This window comes from Streptoverticillium olivoreticuli subsp. olivoreticuli (assembly GCF_003391135.1).
Taxonomy (GTDB): domain Bacteria; phylum Actinomycetota; class Actinomycetes; order Streptomycetales; family Streptomycetaceae; genus Streptomyces; species Streptomyces blastmyceticus.
Window position 1 is genome coordinate 767,803 of sequence record NZ_CP031455.1, and the last position, 16,531, is coordinate 784,333.

The 16,531-nt window shown below is 70.5% G+C and carries 14 protein-coding genes; 11 read left to right on the forward strand and 3 right to left on the reverse strand.

Annotation, left to right across the window (positions count from 1 at the left end; all coding sequences use genetic code 11):
- Nucleotides 1–8 precede the first annotated feature (8 nt).
- A complete protein-coding gene (locus tag DXZ73_RS03465; RefSeq protein WP_116209557.1) occupies nucleotides 9–782 on the reverse strand; it encodes an IclR family transcriptional regulator in 774 nt (257 codons plus the stop codon).
- 97 nt (nucleotides 783–879) lie between these two features.
- On the opposite strand from DXZ73_RS03465, the gene DXZ73_RS03470 reads away from it, so the two are divergent.
- The 5 genes from DXZ73_RS03470 to DXZ73_RS03490 all read left to right on the forward strand — a co-directional run bounded on the left by DXZ73_RS03470 (nucleotide 880) and on the right by DXZ73_RS03490 (nucleotide 8,867).
- Nucleotides 880–2,046: a pyridoxal-phosphate-dependent aminotransferase family protein gene (locus DXZ73_RS03470; protein WP_116209558.1), complete on the forward strand. Its 1,167-nt coding sequence runs from the start codon at nucleotides 880–882 to the stop codon at nucleotides 2,044–2,046.
- Between the two features lie 57 nt (nucleotides 2,047–2,103).
- Nucleotides 2,104–5,040, forward strand: coding sequence for an FAD-binding and (Fe-S)-binding domain-containing protein (locus tag DXZ73_RS03475; RefSeq protein WP_116209559.1), 2,937 nt, complete (start codon nucleotides 2,104–2,106; stop codon nucleotides 5,038–5,040).
- Nucleotides 5,041–5,257: 217 nt separating this feature from the next.
- The gene (locus DXZ73_RS03480; protein ID WP_116209560.1) at nucleotides 5,258–6,823 is read left to right on the forward strand and encodes a class I adenylate-forming enzyme family protein; all 1,566 of its coding nucleotides are present in this window, start codon (nucleotides 5,258–5,260) and stop codon (nucleotides 6,821–6,823) included.
- Entirely contained in the window at nucleotides 6,820–7,677 is an 858-nt protein-coding gene (locus tag DXZ73_RS03485; RefSeq protein ID WP_162890004.1) for an SDR family NAD(P)-dependent oxidoreductase, read from the forward strand. Before DXZ73_RS03480 ends, DXZ73_RS03485 begins: the two co-directional genes overlap by 4 nt.
- Nucleotides 7,674–8,867 (forward strand): FAD-dependent monooxygenase, encoded by a 1,194-nt coding sequence (locus DXZ73_RS03490; protein ID WP_116209562.1) that lies wholly within the window; start codon nucleotides 7,674–7,676, stop codon nucleotides 8,865–8,867. Before DXZ73_RS03485 ends, DXZ73_RS03490 begins: the two co-directional genes overlap by 4 nt.
- Before the next feature lie 59 nt (nucleotides 8,868–8,926).
- Here DXZ73_RS03490 and DXZ73_RS03495 read toward each other — a convergent pair whose 3' ends face one another.
- Complete coding sequence (locus DXZ73_RS03495) at nucleotides 8,927–9,310, reverse strand: VOC family protein (protein WP_116209563.1); 384 nt, start codon at nucleotides 9,308–9,310, stop codon at nucleotides 8,927–8,929.
- A gap of 163 nt (nucleotides 9,311–9,473) precedes the next feature.
- On the opposite strand from DXZ73_RS03495, the gene DXZ73_RS03500 reads away from it, so the two are divergent.
- From DXZ73_RS03500 to DXZ73_RS03520, 6 genes are all read left to right on the forward strand, one after another.
- Entirely contained in the window at nucleotides 9,474–10,382 is a 909-nt protein-coding gene (locus DXZ73_RS03500; RefSeq protein ID WP_116209564.1) for a hypothetical protein, read from the forward strand.
- 200 nt (nucleotides 10,383–10,582) lie between these two features.
- Entirely contained in the window at nucleotides 10,583–11,335 is a 753-nt protein-coding gene (locus tag DXZ73_RS39185) for a hypothetical protein (RefSeq protein ID WP_240351683.1), read from the forward strand.
- 19 nt (nucleotides 11,336–11,354) lie between these two features.
- Complete coding sequence (locus DXZ73_RS03510; RefSeq protein ID WP_116209565.1) at nucleotides 11,355–12,743, forward strand: FAD-dependent oxidoreductase; 1,389 nt, start codon at nucleotides 11,355–11,357, stop codon at nucleotides 12,741–12,743.
- Nucleotides 12,744–12,779: 36 nt separating this feature from the next.
- Entirely contained in the window at nucleotides 12,780–13,778 is a 999-nt protein-coding gene (locus DXZ73_RS37865; protein WP_162890005.1) for a terpene synthase family protein, read from the forward strand.
- 29 nt (nucleotides 13,779–13,807) lie between these two features.
- Entirely contained in the window at nucleotides 13,808–15,004 is a 1,197-nt protein-coding gene (locus tag DXZ73_RS03515) for an acyltransferase family protein (RefSeq protein ID WP_162890006.1), read from the forward strand.
- Nucleotides 14,988–16,334 (forward strand): cytochrome P450, encoded by a 1,347-nt coding sequence (locus DXZ73_RS03520; protein ID WP_116209566.1) that lies wholly within the window; start codon nucleotides 14,988–14,990, stop codon nucleotides 16,332–16,334. Before DXZ73_RS03515 ends, DXZ73_RS03520 begins: the two co-directional genes overlap by 17 nt.
- 52 nt (nucleotides 16,335–16,386) lie before the next feature.
- On the opposite strand, the gene DXZ73_RS40015 is transcribed toward DXZ73_RS03520, so the two are convergent.
- Nucleotides 16,387–16,512: a hypothetical protein gene (locus DXZ73_RS40015; RefSeq protein ID WP_275898566.1), complete on the reverse strand. Its 126-nt coding sequence runs from the start codon at nucleotides 16,510–16,512 to the stop codon at nucleotides 16,387–16,389.
- Nucleotides 16,513–16,531 lie beyond the last annotated feature (19 nt).

Here is a 16,531-nt window from a genome sequence, read left to right on the forward strand (position 1 = left end):
CGCCGCGTTCATCCGCTCATGGCGCCGCCCGGCGCCCCGGAGCCCCCGATCGCGTCACTGACCTGCCGCGCGGCGCCGCGCACGAGAGCGCCGTACTCGGCACTGAGTTCGTCGGTCATCCGGCTGGTCGGCATGTTGACGCTGATGCTCGCCACGGGCAGCCCGGCCTCGCCGATCACGGCCGCCGCGACCGCGGAGACATCGGAACGCCACTCGCCGCCGTTGACCGCGAAACCCCGGACCTGGGTGGCCATCAACTCGGCCCGCAGCAGGCCCGGATCGTCGATGGTCGTCCCGGTGAAGCGCGCCAGGCCCTCGGCGATGTACCGCTCGACCGCGGTGGCAGGGCCGGCGGCCAGCACCGCCTTGCCGTTGGCGGAGGCGTGCAGCGGCAGATGCATCCCGAGCTGCAGGAAGATGCGCACCGGTTTGGACGTCTCGAGCCGTTCGATCAGGACCACCCCGTCGGCTCCATCGGGCACCGTCAGGTGAACCGTCTCGTCGGTGCGACGGCGCAGCTCCTCCATCACCGGTACGGCGACATCGCGCAGGCCCAGTTCGCCACTGGCCCGTCGGCCCACGTGCAGCGCCTTGGTGGTGACCACCCAGCGGGCGTTGCCCCCGCCGGCCTGCCGGATCCACCCGGCGGCCTGGAGGGTGACCAGCGCGCGCTGCGCCGAGCTCTTCGGGAGCTCCAGCGCCCGCGCCAGCTCCCCGACGCCGATCGGCTGACGCGCGGCCACCTCCTCCAGGACGCGCAGCGCGTTGAGGACGCTCTGCATCCGTTGACCCCTCCCCCGGCCGGTGCCTAAGCTCCATCGTGTCGCCACACGGTACGCCGTGCCACGATGCGGCACAACAGGATGGGGGTCGACCCTCATGACCACACACACCGGCCGTCACTTCTTACAGATCCCCGGCCCGACCAACGTCCCCGACCGTGTACTTCGCGCGATGTCGGCGCCGACGATCGACCACCGCGGACCTGAGTTCTCGGCCCTCACGCTCCGCGTGCTGGAAGCGGTCAAGACCGTATTCGCGACCACGGGACCCGTGGTGATCTATCCCGCGTCAGGCACGGGCGCCTGGGAAGCGGCTCTGGTGAACACCCTGGACCCGGGGGACCGCGTGCTGTGCTTCGAGACCGGCCACTTCGCCACCCTGTGGCAGGACATGGCCCGATCGCTCGGCCTCACTGTCGACTTCGTGCCCGGCGACTGGCGGCACGGGGCCGACCCGGGGTCCGTCCAGGACAGGCTCGCCGCTGATACCTCCCACACCGTCAAGGCCGTCTGCGTCGTGCACAACGAGACGTCGACCGGCGTCACCAGCCGCATCGCCGACATCCGGCGGGCGATCGACGCGGCGGGTCACCCGGCGCTGCTGCTGGTCGACACCGTCTCCTCGCTCGGCTCGATCGACTACCGCCATGACGAGTGGGGCGTCGATGTGACGGTGGCCGGATCCCAGAAGGGTCTGATGCTTCCGCCGGGACTGGGCTTCAACGCCGTCAGCGCCAAGGCACTCGAAGCGTCAAGGGCCACCTCGCGCCCGAAGTCCTTCTGGGACTGGAAACCCGTCATCGAGGCGAACGAGCGCGGATTCTTCCCGTACACACCGGCTACGAACCTGCTGTACGGACTCGACACGGCGCTGCAGATGCTCCTGGCAGAGGGGCTTGCGCAGGTCTTCCACCGCCATGCCCGCCATGCCAGGGCGACCCGCGCGGCCGTGCGGGCGTGGGGCCTGGAGGTGCTCTGCGCCGACGAACGGGAGCATTCGGGCTCGCTCACCGCGGTGCTGATGCCGGAAGGGCACGACGCCGACGAAGTACGCAAGATCATCTTGGAGCGGTTCGACATGTCCCTCGGAGCCGGCCTCGGCAAGTTCACCGGCCGCGTCTTCCGTATCGGCCACCTCGGCCACCTCAACGACCTGAGCCTGGCCGGCACCCTCGCGGGCGTCCAGATGGGGCTCGAACTGGCCGGGGTGCCCATCGACCCTTCCGGTGTCAACGCGGCCCTGGACGTGCTGCGTTCCCGGTGATGCGCGCCGCTCGCCGAGTCCCGCCCCTCCCCCGACCTTCCGCAAGGAGACCGGATCATGAGCGTGACCAGCAAGTCCTTGCCCGGCAGGGGCACATCGCACCCGGACCTGGAACTCAGGCTGCGGCGTGACCTCGAAGGCGAGGTCGCCTTCGACGACTACACACGGCACCTGTTCTCGCGGGACGCCAGCATGTACTCCATCACCCCGGCCGGTGTGGTCTTCCCGCGCCACGCCGACGATGTGGCCGCCGCGGTCAAGGCCGCCGCCGAGCACGGAGTCCCGCTGACTCCCCGCGGCGCGGCCACGAGCCTGGCCGGCCAGACGGTGGGACCGGGCCTGGTGGTGGACCTGTCACGCCATATGAACCGCATCATGGAGATCGATCCCGGAGGGTGCACGGCACTGGTCGAAGCCGGTGTCGTCCAGGACCAGTTGAACCGTGCGGCCGCGCCTCTGGGCCTGATGTTCGGCCCCGATACCTCGACGAGCAATCGCGCCACGCTCGGCGGGATGATCGGAAACAACTCGGCGGGCAGCGGATCGATCCGTTACGGCATGACGATCGACCACGTCCGCGAGCTCGACGTGGTCCTGGCCGATGGCGGCCGGACGCGTCTGGGCCCGCTCGACGCGACCGAATGGGCACGGCGTGCGTCCCTGTCCACATTGGAAGGCGAGATCCACCGGCGGCTCCCGGAGATCGTACGGGCGAACTCCACCGCCATCGCCGACGGGTTCCCACGGTTCTGGCGCCGGGCCGGCGGCTACCGGTTGGACCGTATCGCCCAGGAGGAGCGGCCCGACCTGTCCAAGCTCGTCGTGGGGTCCGAGGGCACCCTCGTGGTGGTCATGCGCGCTCTGGTCGGCCTCGTCCCCAGACCCCACAGGACAGTGAGCGCCGTCGGGCACTTCACCTCGACCGCCACCGCGATCGCGGCCACCGAGGACGCCATGGCGTGCGATCCGGCAGCCGTCGAACTGATGGACCGCACCATCCTGGACCTGTCGCGCAAGAAGATCGAGTACGCGTCGCTCGGCCGGATCCTGGCCGGGAACCCGGGCGCCCTGCTGTTCGTGACCTTCTCCGGCGACGACGAAGCGGCCCTGCTCGGCCAGTTGGAACAGCTCACGACGCTGTGGAGGAAACACGGCCACGGCTATCACACACTGCACGCGGTCACCCCTCAGCAGCAGAGCGCTCTGATGAAGGTGCGGAAGTCGAGCCTGGGCCTGCTCATGGCCGCGAGCGAGGGAACCAGGCGCCCGCTGGCCTTCGTCGAGGACACCGCGGTGGACCCCGCCCACCTGCCCGAATACACCCGGCGCTTCCAGGAAGTACTGGACCGGCACGAACTCACCGCCGGGTTCTACGGGCACTGCTCCGTCGGCTGTCTGCACATCCGGCCCTTCGTGGACCTCAGCGACCCGGCGGAAGTGACGAAGATGCGCGCGGTGGCCGAGGAGATCAAGGATCTGGTCAAGGAGTACGGCGGGGCCAATTCCAGCGAGCACGGGGACGGTCTGGCACGCAGCGAGTTCAACCGGGAACTGTTCGGCGACGAGCTGTACGAGGCCATGCGCCAGGTGAAGCACCTCTTCGACCCCGACAACCGGATGAACCCCGGCAAGATCGTGGACGCTCGGCCGATGACGGACAATCTCCGGGACGCGGCGCTGCCACCCGCCGAGCGGTTCCGCACCCGGCTGGACTTCGAAGTCGTCGGCGGAATGCGCGGTGCCGCGGACCGCTGCATGAACATCGGCGTCTGCCGCAAGACCGATACCGGCGCCATGTGCCCGTCGTACATGGCGACGCGGCAGGAGGAGCACTCGACCCGCGGGCGCGCCAATGCCCTCGTCAAGGCTCTCTCGGAACCGAACCCAAGGGAGGCACTCGGTGACGAGCGCCTCCACGAGGTGCTGGACCTGTGCCTGATGTGCAAAGCGTGCAAGAGCGAATGCCCCCTCGGGGTGGACATCGCCACCCTCAAGAGCGAAACGCTCTCGCACCACCACGACATCCACGGGGTGCCGCTGCGCTCCAGGATCTTCGGATCCATCAGGTTCCTCAACAAAGTGGGCTCGGCCGCAGCCCCGCTTTCCAACCTGCCAGGACGGATCACCCCTCTGCGGCGCCTGGCGGACAGCCTGCTGGGCATCACGCCGGCCCGCCCGTTGCCACGGTTCGAACGACGCAACCTCATACGGTGGTTCCGGCGCCGAGGCGGGAATCCCGCTCCGGCCCCCGCCGCCCAGGGACAGGTCACGTTCCTCGCGGATTCCTTCACGACCTACACCGAGCCGGGCATCGGGCAGGCCGCGATCGAGCTGCTCGAACAGGCGGGCTGGCAGGTCCGGCTGGCCAGTACGGGCTGCTGCGGCAGGTCCAGTCTGTCCAAGGGGCTGGTGGACAAGGCGAAGTCGAGCGCCCGCGACATGGCACATTCGCTCTTCGCCACCACACAACCGGGGTCACCGATCGTCGGCTGTGAACCGTCCTGCCTCATGACACTGCGCGATGAACACCTGGCGCTGCTCCCCGGTGATCCGAAGGTGAAGGACATCGCAGGCCGCGTACAGCAGGTCGAAGAGCTGCTGTACGCGGCCGTCAAAGAGGGGCGGCTGCACCTGCGCGAGGACTCGTGGCCGGCGGGCCGCAGGCTGCTGTATCACGGCCACTGCCATCAAAAGGCCGAGGTGGGCACCGCGGCGACCGTCGAGCTGCTCAAGCTGATCCCCGGAGCCCAGGTGGAGGAACTCGACGCCGGATGCTGCGGCATGGCGGGATCCTTCGGCTTCGAGTCCGAGCACTACGCCGTGTCCATGGCCGTGGGCGACGACCGGCTCTTCCCCGCCATCGAGGCAGAACCCCGTTCCACCGTCATCGTCGCCTCCGGGGCATCATGCCGACAGCAGATCTTCCACGGCGCCCGGCGTGATGCCTGGCATCCCGTGCAGCTGATCCAGGAGGCGCGTTACCCGAACGGGTGATGCCGTATGTGACTATCCACTCACCGTCCGCTTATCCTCCGTGTGGTCACGCCCAGAGGGCCGTGGATCAGACCGCGCGGACGCCGATGGTGCCAGTGCTGTGCATCCAGGAGCTCTTCAACCCTTCGTTCATCTCCGCCGCGCCGGCCCCGGCGGGGCAGTCCGCCGATCGCGGCGGGCGGCGCACCCCTCTCGTCCTGCTCCCGGAAGGCCGTCCATGTTCCGCCCGACCCTCCTGACCGCCGTACGCGGAGCGGGAGAACACCCGGCTGTGGTCGACGACTACGGCACGGCCTCCTACCGTGACCTGGACCGGTGGTCCGACCGCATCGCGCATGATCTCGACGTGGCGGCCTGCGGGCACGAGCCGCACTGCACGGTGCTGCTGCTGCCCAACAGCGCGGCCTGGGTGGCGGGTTACCTCGGTGTGCTGAAGACAGGAGGCACGGTGGCGCCGTTGAACGCGGCGCTGACCGGCGCGGAGGTCGCCCGGATCCTGGTGACCGCGCGTCCGCGCACCGTGCTGACCACGGTGGAGCGTGCCGACGAGATCACCGCGCTGTGCGAACAGTTGAGCCTGGCCACCCGCGTTCAAACCCCGGGCCCCGTGCCCGCGCCACGAGCGGATGGGACGGAGCCGTCCATGAGGACGGTGCCGCAGGAGGGGCGGGGCAAGGCCGTCAGCGATCCGGGCGCCGCGTGTCTGATCATGCACACCTCGGGCAGCACCGGGGCCTGCAAGGGTGTGGTGCAGACCGGTACGGCCCTGCACCTGGTGGCGGACCAATGGCGCCAACAGCACCGTCTGCCCACCGATGTGGTGGCCGTACCGCTGCCGCTGGCGCACACCTACGGCCATGTGGCCGCCGCCGCGACACTGCTGGCCGGGGCGACGCTGGTCGTGTCGTCCTCGAACGGGCCGGCCCGCTGGGCGGATCTGCTGGCCGACCGCCGTGTCACGGTGGTCGAGGCCGTACCCACCATGTACACCCGCCTGCTCCGGCAGCCCGCCCTGGCCCCCGGGGCGCTGCCCGGTCTGCGCAGCTGCATCACCGGAGGACAGGGGGCCCCGCGCGTCCTGCGCGAGGAGTGGCAGCGGCGCACCGGAGTGGCGCTGGTGCAGAACTGGGGCATGACCGAACTGTCCGGGCCGGGTCTGTGTGCCGATACGGGCCGTCCCGAGTGCCTGGACAGCGTCGGGGTCCCGCTGCCCGGCCTGGAGGTCCGGCTGGCCGATCCGGCCGACCCCGGCGCCGAGGTGCGCTCCGGCGGTACCGGGGAGCTGTGGGTGCGCGGACCACAGGTCACCCCCGGCTACCGGGTCGACTCCCGGCAGGTCACCCCCGCCACGGACGGCGACGGGTGGCTGCACACCGGCGACCTGGTCACCCGGGACGAGCACGGCTGCGTAACCATCGCCGGCCGGTGCAAGGACGTGATCATGACCGGCGGTTACACCGTCCAGCCGGCCGAGGTCGAGGATGTCCTGCGCGCACACCCCGCGGTGCACGACGCCGCCGTGCTGGGACGCACCTGCCCCGAACGCGGCGAAGCCCCCCACGCTCTGGTGGTGCCGCACGGAACCGATCCGGTGCCCGTGGACGACCTGATCGCGCACTGCCGCAACGTCCTCGCCCGCTACAAAGTCCCCCGCACCATCGGCTTCGTCCCCGTGTTGCCGCTCACCGCGGTCGGCAAGCTCGACCGAGCCGCCCTGCGGCGGCTGGCCGCCCCTTCCGTCATGGCGGCCCCGGCCGCACCCACCGTCCTGGAGCAACCGTGACCCTCACCGACACCCCTGCCACCCGCGACGCTGCCGCCGAGCTGGGAATCAATTCCCTGTTCGGGCTGCACGGGCGCACCGCCGTGGTCACCGGGGCCTCCCGGGGCATCGGCGCGGTCCTGGCCGAGGGACTGGCCGCTGCCCACGCATCGGTGGTCCTGATCGCCCGCTCCGCCCAGGGGTTGGAGCAGGTCGCCGACCGGATCCGGTCCGCCGGGGGAACCGCCTTTCCCGTGGCCTGCGACCTGACCGACCGCAGCCAGGCGGCGCAGGCCTGCCGGGAGGTCCTGGAGCGCACCGGCGGCGTGGACATCCTGGTCAACAACGCCGGCGGGCCGCTGTTCCAGGCCAAGTTCCTCGATGTACGCGAGGAAGGCTGGGACAAGGTCTTCGACCTCAACCTGACCAGCGTGGTGCGCATCACCCAGCTCCTGGGCCGCGACATGGTCGAGCGCGGGAGCGGCTCGGTGATCAACATCTCCTCCATCGGCGCACTGCAGGAGTGGCCGGAGATCTCCCACTACTGCGCGGCCAAGGCCGCCCTGCTCAGCCTCACCCGCTCGCTGGCCGCGGACTGGGCCCCGCGCGGGGTCCGCGTCAACGCGATCTGCCCCGGCTGGATCGACACCGACGTCAACCGCGCCTACACCGCCGACCCCGCCCGCCGCCGGGCCACCGGCGCCGCCGCCGTACCGCTCGGCGGCTGGGCCCCGCCCGGCGACGTCCTGGGCACCACCGTGTGGCTGGCCTCCAATGCCTCACGGTTCGTCACCGGCGCGGTCATCCCCCTGGACGGCGGAAGCTCGGTCGGCATGCCCGCCCACCTGCGCGCCCAACTGGACCCCACCGCATGACCGACCTGATCATCGTCGGAGCCGGCCCGGCCGGTCTGGCCGCCGCCCTGCACGCCAAGGCCCTGGGACACCACCCCCTGCTCCTGGAGGCCGAGAGCGCCGGACGCGACCGGCGCGGCAGCCGCGCCATCTTCATCCATCGGCGTACCCTGGACCTGCTCGATGCCGCCCACCCCGGCCTGGGTCCGCGCATCGCCGCGGACGGCCTGGTCTGGCCGGTCAAACAGACCTTCTGGGCCGGCCGCAAAGTCTTCGAACGTGCCTACACCGCCGACCAGGTGCGCCGCGCTCCCTTCGCGAGCCTTCCCCAACCCGCCATCGAGCAGCATCTCCTGGACGCCTGTCGCACCGTCGGCGTCGATATCCGCTGGGACACCCCCGTCACCGCCGTACGGATCACCGGCGACACCGTCACCCTCCACACCGCGGACAGCACCGTCCTGCACACCCCGTACCTGATCGCCGCCGACGGCGCCCGGTCCACCATCCGCACGAGCCTGGGCATCCGCCTGAGTGGCGGCACCTCCCGCAAGGCGTTCGTCATCGCCGACGTCGCCGAGGATCCCGGCCTCCCGCTCCCGCCCGCCCGGGTCTTCCACTACCGCCATCCCGCAGCCCACAAGCGCAATGTCCTGCTCGTCCCGTTCCGGGGCGGCTGGCGCATGGACATCCAGTGCCGCCCCGACGACGACCCGGCACACCTCACCGACCGGGCTCCCCGATTCGCCCACGCGCTGCTCGGGCCCGCCTACCGTGACCGCGTCACCTGGGCCTCCTCCTACCATTTCCGCCAACGCGTCGCCGAACAGTTCACCGACCCCCACCAGCGTGTCCTGCTGGCCGGCGAGGCCGCCCACCAGTTCCCGCCCTTCGGCGCACGCGGTATGAACTCCGGCATCGCCGACGCCCACGCCGCCGCCACCGCCATCCACACCGCCCTCACCGCTCCCATTCCCCGCACCGCCCACGATGCCGTGCGCCACTACGCGGACCGGCGGCGTACCGCAGCTCTGCACAACTCCACCGCCGCTGCCACCGCCCTGGCCCACCTCGAAGCCGACCGACTCGCCATCCGCGCCCGCCAGTACGCTGCGGCCCTCCTCGCCCCCCGCTGGCCACGCGCCGGCCAATGGCTCGACGGCGCCCCCTACGGCCCCCGTCTCAACCACGCTCCCACCACCGGCTACTGACGCAGTACACAGCACTCGCCCGTCCGCCTCCGCCGCACCTACCTCGATGCGACGGGACGTCAGATGGGCTTCAGCTGCGTGCGCAAGAGGCAGAACTCGTTACCCTCGGGGTCGGCCAGGACATGCCAGCTCTCTTCTCCGGTCTGGCCGATGTCGACAGGTACGGCGCCCAGCGCGAGCAACCTTGCCAGCTCGGCTTCCTGGTCGCGGTCGGTGGCGTTGACATCGATGTGCAGCGGGAGCTTCCCGAGCCGGGGGTTGCGGCCCGCGCCGAAGACGAGGGTTGGCTGTGCTCCGCCGAATCCGATGCCGGGCGGGCCGATTTCGACGCTGCCGTCACTTTCTCGGGACAGCTCGACGTAGCCGAGGACGTCGCACCAAAATGCGGCCAGTCGGTCAGGGTCTTCCGCGTCGATGACGAGTTCACTGATTCGGCATGCCATCCCGCGAGCATAGGTGCGGCGGCCCGGCCCTGTCCCCGTCCGAGCGGCACGATCCCCTGCGCCGCGGTCAATCGGCCCAATGGGTAAATAAATCGAACACGCACGGTGAAAACGTGTAGCATCCATCCGTTTCCTTCATGCCTGACAAAGGACAGCAAAAGCTGTGAAGACGATCCGGAAGACCGCCATGGCGGTGACCAGCGCCGCTCTGATCATGGGCCTGGCGGCGTGCGGCAGCGACACCAAGTCGTCGGAGGGCAAGGGCGGTTCCTCCGGCCGTCCCGGCGACACGACCGGCAAGCGGGCCGACGCCCCCGCCGTACTGAAGGCAGCGCTGGAGAAGATGGCGCAGCAGAACTCGTACCGGACCGTCGAGACGGCGAAGACCGGTAACGAGTCCGAGTCCCGTGCCGAGATGACGTTCCAGAACGAGCCCGAGGCCACCGAGACCAAGACCTCCGGGGAGAAGTCGAAGGGCACCGCTTCCGGTGGCACCCATCTCCTGTCCATCGGCGGGGTGATGTACATGGCCACGAGCGACGTACCGGGCAAGTCCTGGTACACCATGGACGATCTCGACTCCGCCCCGAAGACGCCGGCACCGCCCCAGGGGAAGTCCGGGGAAAAGCCTGAGGAGAACCCCGGGCGGCGCGTCCAGGGCTCCATGAAGAAGTGGGTCAGCGCGCTGCTGGCCGCTTCCAAGGATCTCCGGCACGACGGCCGTGAGACGGTGAGTGGCCGTGCCACCGACCACTACCGGGGTACGGTCGTCCTCGCCGACCTGGAGCACTACGAAGGCCCGGCCATGACGAAGGACTATCGGGACCTGTACCTGCTGCAGACCAAGAAATCCGGCATGGACAAGACGCAGATCGACGTCTGGGTCGACGAGGAAGGCCTCATCGCCAAGGAGGAGGAGAAGGGCAGGTCTCCCAAGGGCGACGAGCGGATCACCGAGGAGTTCTCGGACTACGGCGTCGACCCCAAGATCAAGGCACCCGACCGCAAGGATGTCGCGACGTGGTCGGAATACGTGGCATCGGCCGGCAAGAACTACCGGACGCACGGCTGAGATGAGAGGGACGCAGGGCGCGACGTGGACAGTGCGCCCTGCGTCCAGTGACGTGAACAACGCTTGAGGGGCCACCCGGGCGGGCGTCGTCCTTCCGGTCTCGGGGCGAACTCGGTGGCGTAGCGGCTCATTGTCCGAATGGTCGCCTGCGCGGTCAGTTGCTGGTCGGCGGTGATCATGTCCCGCAGGTCGCGGAAGTACTGGACGTACAGGTCGGGCGTGAAGGTGCTGACGAGGCGCGCACCCTGCTCGGCCGAGCACGCGAGCGCGTGGCCGCGGCGGCCGGTGCGGCGACCATCACCGTCGGCATCCTGGCCGACAGCTCCGACCGGGGCGCGACGCGGCTGGCGGCCGCGTGCCACCGACGCCCCTCGGGCGTCGAGGTCCGCGTCCGCGAGACCAACCTGACCGATCCAACCTGCGACGTCGCCCTGGCCCTCGGGCCGTTCGACGAGACCGGTCCGACGGTACGCGAGCTGCGCGTCGACGCGGTGGGCGCGGTGATGCGCGCCGACGATCCGCCGGCCCGCCGCGATCGTCTGGAACCGGCCGGCCAGCGCTGCTTCTGGCTCCCGGACGGCACCGCCCCCGTCAGGCGGTCGTCATCGCGACCGCCGTCTACCGCGACTGAGCGCCAGAGGCCGACGGGCGGTCTCCGCCCTGCTGCCGATGGACACCACCGGCACCGCGATCACCTTTCGGCACGTTGGCCTAAAGCGGCCAACCTCAGCGCGGGCGGGCGCCCAGCCCCGCTCTTGTTGGCCGAAAACACCGGGTTACCCACCGTCCAGCCCCCATGCGGCCGCTCACTCCCCAACACCCCCGTTCGCCTTCTCCCGCACCGGCTCCAGGCACACACCGAGCACTCGCCAACCCCCGCCCACCAGGCCCTTCTCTTCAAACAACCGTGGCCTGATGTGACCCTTGTGACTCAAGTGACGAAAGGGAAATGATCCGCCTCCAAGGAGGATCATGACTACTCTCAAGGCCGGCCTTGGGGATGCCCAGGCCGTGGTGATCGGTGGTGGCCTCGCCGGGCTGCTCACGGCGTGGGTGCTCGCCGAGCGCGTTGCGCGCGTGGTCGTGGTGGAGCAGGACCGATTGCCGGAAGGGCCGGTACCGCGGCGCGGGGTGCCGCAGTCCACTCATGTGCACGGCCTCGGGGTGCGTGGGCTGCGGACGCTGGAGCGGCTGCTGCCCGGTTTCACCGGTGAGTTGACCGGTGCCGGGGCGCCCATGCTGGACCTCGCCGGGGATCTCGCGATGCGCAATCCGCATGGGTGGGCCGCGGTCTTCCCCTCCGGGCTGGGCTTCGTGTGTGCCAGCCGCCCCCTGGTGGAGTGGACGGTCCGGCGCATGGTCCGCACGGCACCCAACATCGTGTTCCACGAGGGGACCCGGGTCACCGACCTCACCGGGAACGCATCAGCTGTCACCGGAGTGCGGCTGCACACCGCCGAAGGCCCGGATCACGACAGACCGACACTCACCGCGGACCTCGTGGTCGACGCCACCGGCCGGGGCTCCCACGTGGACACCTGGCTGGAGCAACTCGGCTGTGTACCGCCGCCGAAAGAGGTCATCGACCCGCACATCGGTTACGCGAGCCGTATCTACCGCGTCCCCGAGGGGCACCGCGCCGCGTGGCAGGCGTGCTACATCCAGGGCGGGCCGCCCGGTCCGCACCGAGGTGGTGTGCTGGCGCCCCTCGAGGGCGGCCGGTGGATCGTCACCCTCATCGGGAGCGGCGCCGACCGGCCCTCCACCCGGGAGCGGGACTTCCTGCCGTACGCACGCGGCCTGGCCGACCCGCTCATCGCGGACTCCATCGCCCACGCGGAACCGCTGACCGGCATCACGGGCAGTCACGCGACCAGCAACCGCCGTCGGCTGATCCGTCCCTCGGCACGGATGCCCGGCAATCTCCTGCTCACCGGTGACGCCCTGTGTTGCTTCAACCCGGTGTACGGACAGGGCATGACCGCGGCCGCCCTCGGCGCGGCCCTGCTCGGAGAGTGCCTGACCGAGCGTCCGGAGCTGTCCGGGATCTCACCGCGCTACCACACCCGGCTCACCACGCTCACCAACAGCTTCTGGGACATGGCCGCGGCGGCCGACAACGTCCTGCCCGACACCGAGGGCACCCCGCCGTCCTGGTCCCAGCGCCTGGCCTCGCGCTACATGGACCGGGTGCAGGCCGCCTGCACCCGCGACCCCCGGGTCCACCTGACCTTTCTTGAAGTTCTCCACTCCCTGCGCCCGCCGTCGAGCCTGCTCGCACCGGGCATCGCCCTCCGCGCCCTGGCCGGACGGGGAGCGGGGCAGGGCCGCCCGGCACCGGCAACGTCCGGCACCCCGTAGGACCCACGTAGGCCCCCCTCAGTGAGGACCCCCACCATGCTCGATCAGTCCGCACCGGTACGCGTACCGCAGTTGCGCTGTCCGTTCCCGTCCGCGGTCCACCCGGCCGCCGCACGCCTGGAGGAGTCCGCGATCGCCTGGATGCGGCGGTTCGGCTTCATCCGCGACGCCGTCGAGGAAGAGGCGGCACGCGCCGCCCAGTTCGGCAGACTCGCGGCCCTGACCTACCCGCACGCGAGCGCCGAGGGCGCTCAGCTGGCCTGCGACTGGATGATCTGGCTGTTCCTGCAGGACGACGAGTACATGGAGCGCGCCGCCGAGGCCGGCCGGCCCATGGACTACGCGCGTCACACGCTCCGCTGCCTGCGGGTCCTGCACGACCCCGACGCCCCGCCGGGCGAGGACCCGTACATCCTCGCCCTGCACGAGCTATGCGCGCGGACCAGGCGGCAGATCGGCCCCGAGCACTTCCAGCGGTTCGTCGCCGGACTGCACGAGTACTTCACCGGCGCCGGGGCGGAGGTCATCTACCTCTGCAACCGGGAGATCCCGTCCCTGGAGGAGTACATCGCGCTCCGCGAGTCGAGCATCGCCCTGCGCTCGGTGATGTTCGTCCTCCTGGAGAGCGGTATGAACTGCCCGCTGCCGGGCGACCGTTGGGGCAGCGCGGAGATCCAGTCGCTCGCCCTCGCGGCGAGCCGCGTCAACTCCTGGATCAACGACATCCTCTCCGGCCTGCGCGAGCTGCACTGGCCCGGCGCCATCAACCTGATCACCGTCCTCGCGCAGCACCACGGCTGCGCTCCCACGGAGGCGATCGGGATGGCCGTCGCGTACCACGACCAGGAGCTCGACGCGTTCCTGGACCTGACCGAGCGGCTCCGGCACACGTCCGACGACCCGCGGGTCGCGCGCTACCTCGACGGGCTGGCCGCGTGGACCCGTGGCAACCAGGACTGGAGCCTGACCTGCGGCCGCTACCACGTGGACAACCCCGACCTCGGGGTGACCGGTCCGCAGCACTTCGGCGAATGACGGCCGACGGACACCGAAGGGAACCCCTCGTGCGCACCGCATCCCCCGCACCGGCAGCGCCGGACTCCCGTCCGATGGACCTGCCGACCCTCACCGGCTACCGCTTCGTCCTGGCCTTCGTGGTGCTCTTGTGCCACGCGGCCTTCATCTCCTCCGTGTACCGCGACAAGGCGCTGCACGACCTCCTCGGCCTGACCCTGCCGCTGGCCACGGGGGCCGTCGCCTCCTTCTTCATGCTCAGCGGCTTCATCCTGACCTGGTCGGCACCCCGGAACGACACCACGCGCGGGTTCTGGCGGCGCAGGTTCTGGAAGATCGTGCCGAACCACGTGGTCGCCTGGGCCGCCACCGTGCTCTTCCTCCTCGCGACCACCACGCCGTCGCCCATGCTGGCCACTCCGACGGACGTCCCCCTGGGTCCGGCCCTGGCGAACCTGTTCCTCGTCCAGAACTGGGTACCGGACGCGCACTACTTCGTCGGCCCCAACGTGCCGGCCTGGTCGATCTCGTGCGAGGCGTTCTTCTATCTGCTCTTCCCCTTCCTCCTGCGGGGCCTGCGCCGCATCGCCGCCGGGAACCTGTGGCGATGGTGGATCGCCGTCGCCACGGCGATCCCGCTCATGGCGCTGGTGAGCCTCCTCGTCGGCGGGCCCACGCTCTACGACTGGCTGCCGCTCAACGGCACCCGGCTCTGGTTCATCTACGCCTTCCCCCCGGTGCGGCTCCTCGAATTCACCCTGGGAATCCTCACCGCCCGCCTGGTCCAGGAGGGCCGCTGGATCAGGGTGCGCCGCCCGGTGCTCATCGGGCTGCCCGTGGCCGCCTTCCTCCTCGTCCCGGTGCTGCCCCCGACCTTCGTCTTCGGCGCGGCCCTGTGCGTACCCCTCGCGCTGGTCATCCCGGCCCTCGCCCTCAAGGACATCGAGCGGCGCGGGTCCGCGCTCCGACACCGGCGCTTCGTCGCCCTCGGGCACTCCTCCTACGCGCTGTACATCATCCACTACCCGATCATCATGACAGTCCGTCAAGTCGCCGGGACCGACCGGAAATTCGGCGTGGGTACGGCCACCCTGCTCGTCCTCGGCATCATGGCGGCGTCCCTCGCCGTCGCGCACCTGCTCCACCGGTACTGCGAGGTGCCGCTCATGCGCCGCTACGCACGGCCCCGCTCCGCTCCCCTCCCCGCCCCCGCGACAGCAGGAGAAACCCATGCCCCCTCGCACTGAGACCCTCTCCCCACCCACCGCCCCCGGCTCCCTCCCGGGCATCGGCCACATCCTTCCGCTGCTCCGCGACCCCCTGTCGTTCATGACCTCGCTGTCCGCCATCGGCGACGTGGTGCGCATCGACGTCGCCCGCATGCCCGCGTACGTGGTCACGGACCCGGAGCTCGTCCGGCGGGTCCTCGTCACCAGCGACCACGACTTCACCCAGGGCCGTGTCTACGACAAGCTGAGCCAGTTCCTGGGCGAGGGCGTCGGCACCACCTCCGGCCGCAAGCACCGCAAGCTGCGCCGCCTGATCCAGCCCGCCTTCCACCGCGACCGCATAGCGGAGTACGCCGACACGATGCGGACCGCGGCCGAGAACATGGTGGCCGACTGGCGGCCCGGCCAGGAGATCGCCGTCGACAGCGCCATGAACGACATGGCCTTGACCGCCGTCACCGCCTGCCTCTTCGACACGGAGATGGGCCCGCGCGCCTCGGCGGAATTCCGCGAGAGCATCCTGACCCTCTTCCACGGCGCGGTGCTGCGCACCCTGCTGCCCACCGCGTGGGAGAAGGTCCCCACACCCGGGAACCACCGCTACCGGCGGGCCATCACCACGGCCAACAGGATCATCGACGAGACGATCAGCACGTACCGCACTCCGGGCCACGAGCGCGACGACATGCTGTCCCTGCTGCTGGCCGCCCGGGACGACGACGGCGACGGCCTCACCGACAAGCAGGTCCGCGACCAGGTGATCACCTTCCTCTTCGCCGGCGTGGAGACGACGGGCGCGACCATCGCCTGGGCCCTCTACGAGATCGCACGGCACCCCGCGGTCGAGAAGCAGCTGCACGAGGAGCTCGACCGCGTCCTCGCCGGCCGCCCCCCGACCTGGAAGGACCTCTGCGAGCTGCGCTACGCCAGCCGCGTCATCAGCGAGACCCTGCGCCTGCACGCCCCCTGGCTCATCCTCCGCCGCACCCTGCGCGAAGTGCGGCTGGGCGAGGCGACGCTCCCCGAAGGCGCCGAGGTCATCTACAGCCCGTACGCCCTCCAGCACGACCCGAGGTTCTTCACCGGCCCCGGCCGGTTCGACCCCGACCGCTGGCTGGACGACCGGGCCGCGGACCGTCCGCGCGGCGCCCACGTCCCCTTCGGCGCCGGAGTCCACAAGTGCGTAGGCGACGTCTTCGCCACCACCGAGATCACCATCGCCCTGGCCGTCATCTGCTCCCGCCTGCGCCTGCGTTCCCGCTCCCTCCGCCCGATCCCCGAGGTGGCAGCGGCCACCACCCACCCGAAGGGGCTCACCATGATCGTGGAGCCGCGGGTGGTGGCCTGAGGGCGGCGATCCGGCGTTCCTGTGCTTTCAGTACCTGCTCCCCGCCGCGTGCTCACTCGGTGCGCAGGGCTGCCTGGTCGGTGACGGCCCCGCGGAGTTCTGCCACGGTGCGCCGGGGCGCGGTGCCGGGGAGCGGTTGGGCCGCAGCGGCGATCAGGTCGGGGTCGATGCGCAGCAAAGCGGTAGGCGGGTGGTAC

What these genes read in the sequence shown, in the direction of transcription:
- DXZ73_RS03465 (WP_116209557.1), bottom strand. Translation starts at nt 782, where the DNA reads ATGCAGAGCGTCCTCAACGCGCTGCGCGTCCTGGAGGAGGTGGCCGCG.
- DXZ73_RS03470 (WP_116209558.1), top strand. Translation starts at nt 880, where the DNA reads ATGACCACACACACCGGCCGTCACTTCTTACAGATCCCCGGCCCGACC.
- DXZ73_RS03475 (WP_116209559.1), top strand. Translation starts at nt 2,104, where the DNA reads ATGAGCGTGACCAGCAAGTCCTTGCCCGGCAGGGGCACATCGCACCCG.
- DXZ73_RS03480 (WP_116209560.1), top strand. Translation starts at nt 5,258, where the DNA reads ATGTTCCGCCCGACCCTCCTGACCGCCGTACGCGGAGCGGGAGAACAC.
- DXZ73_RS03490 (WP_116209562.1), top strand. Translation starts at nt 7,674, where the DNA reads ATGACCGACCTGATCATCGTCGGAGCCGGCCCGGCCGGTCTGGCCGCC.
- DXZ73_RS03495 (WP_116209563.1), bottom strand. Translation starts at nt 9,310, where the DNA reads ATGGCATGCCGAATCAGTGAACTCGTCATCGACGCGGAAGACCCTGAC.
- DXZ73_RS03510 (WP_116209565.1), top strand. Translation starts at nt 11,355, where the DNA reads ATGACTACTCTCAAGGCCGGCCTTGGGGATGCCCAGGCCGTGGTGATC.
- DXZ73_RS37865 (WP_162890005.1), top strand. Translation starts at nt 12,780, where the DNA reads ATGCTCGATCAGTCCGCACCGGTACGCGTACCGCAGTTGCGCTGTCCG.
- DXZ73_RS03520 (WP_116209566.1), top strand. Translation starts at nt 14,988, where the DNA reads ATGCCCCCTCGCACTGAGACCCTCTCCCCACCCACCGCCCCCGGCTCC.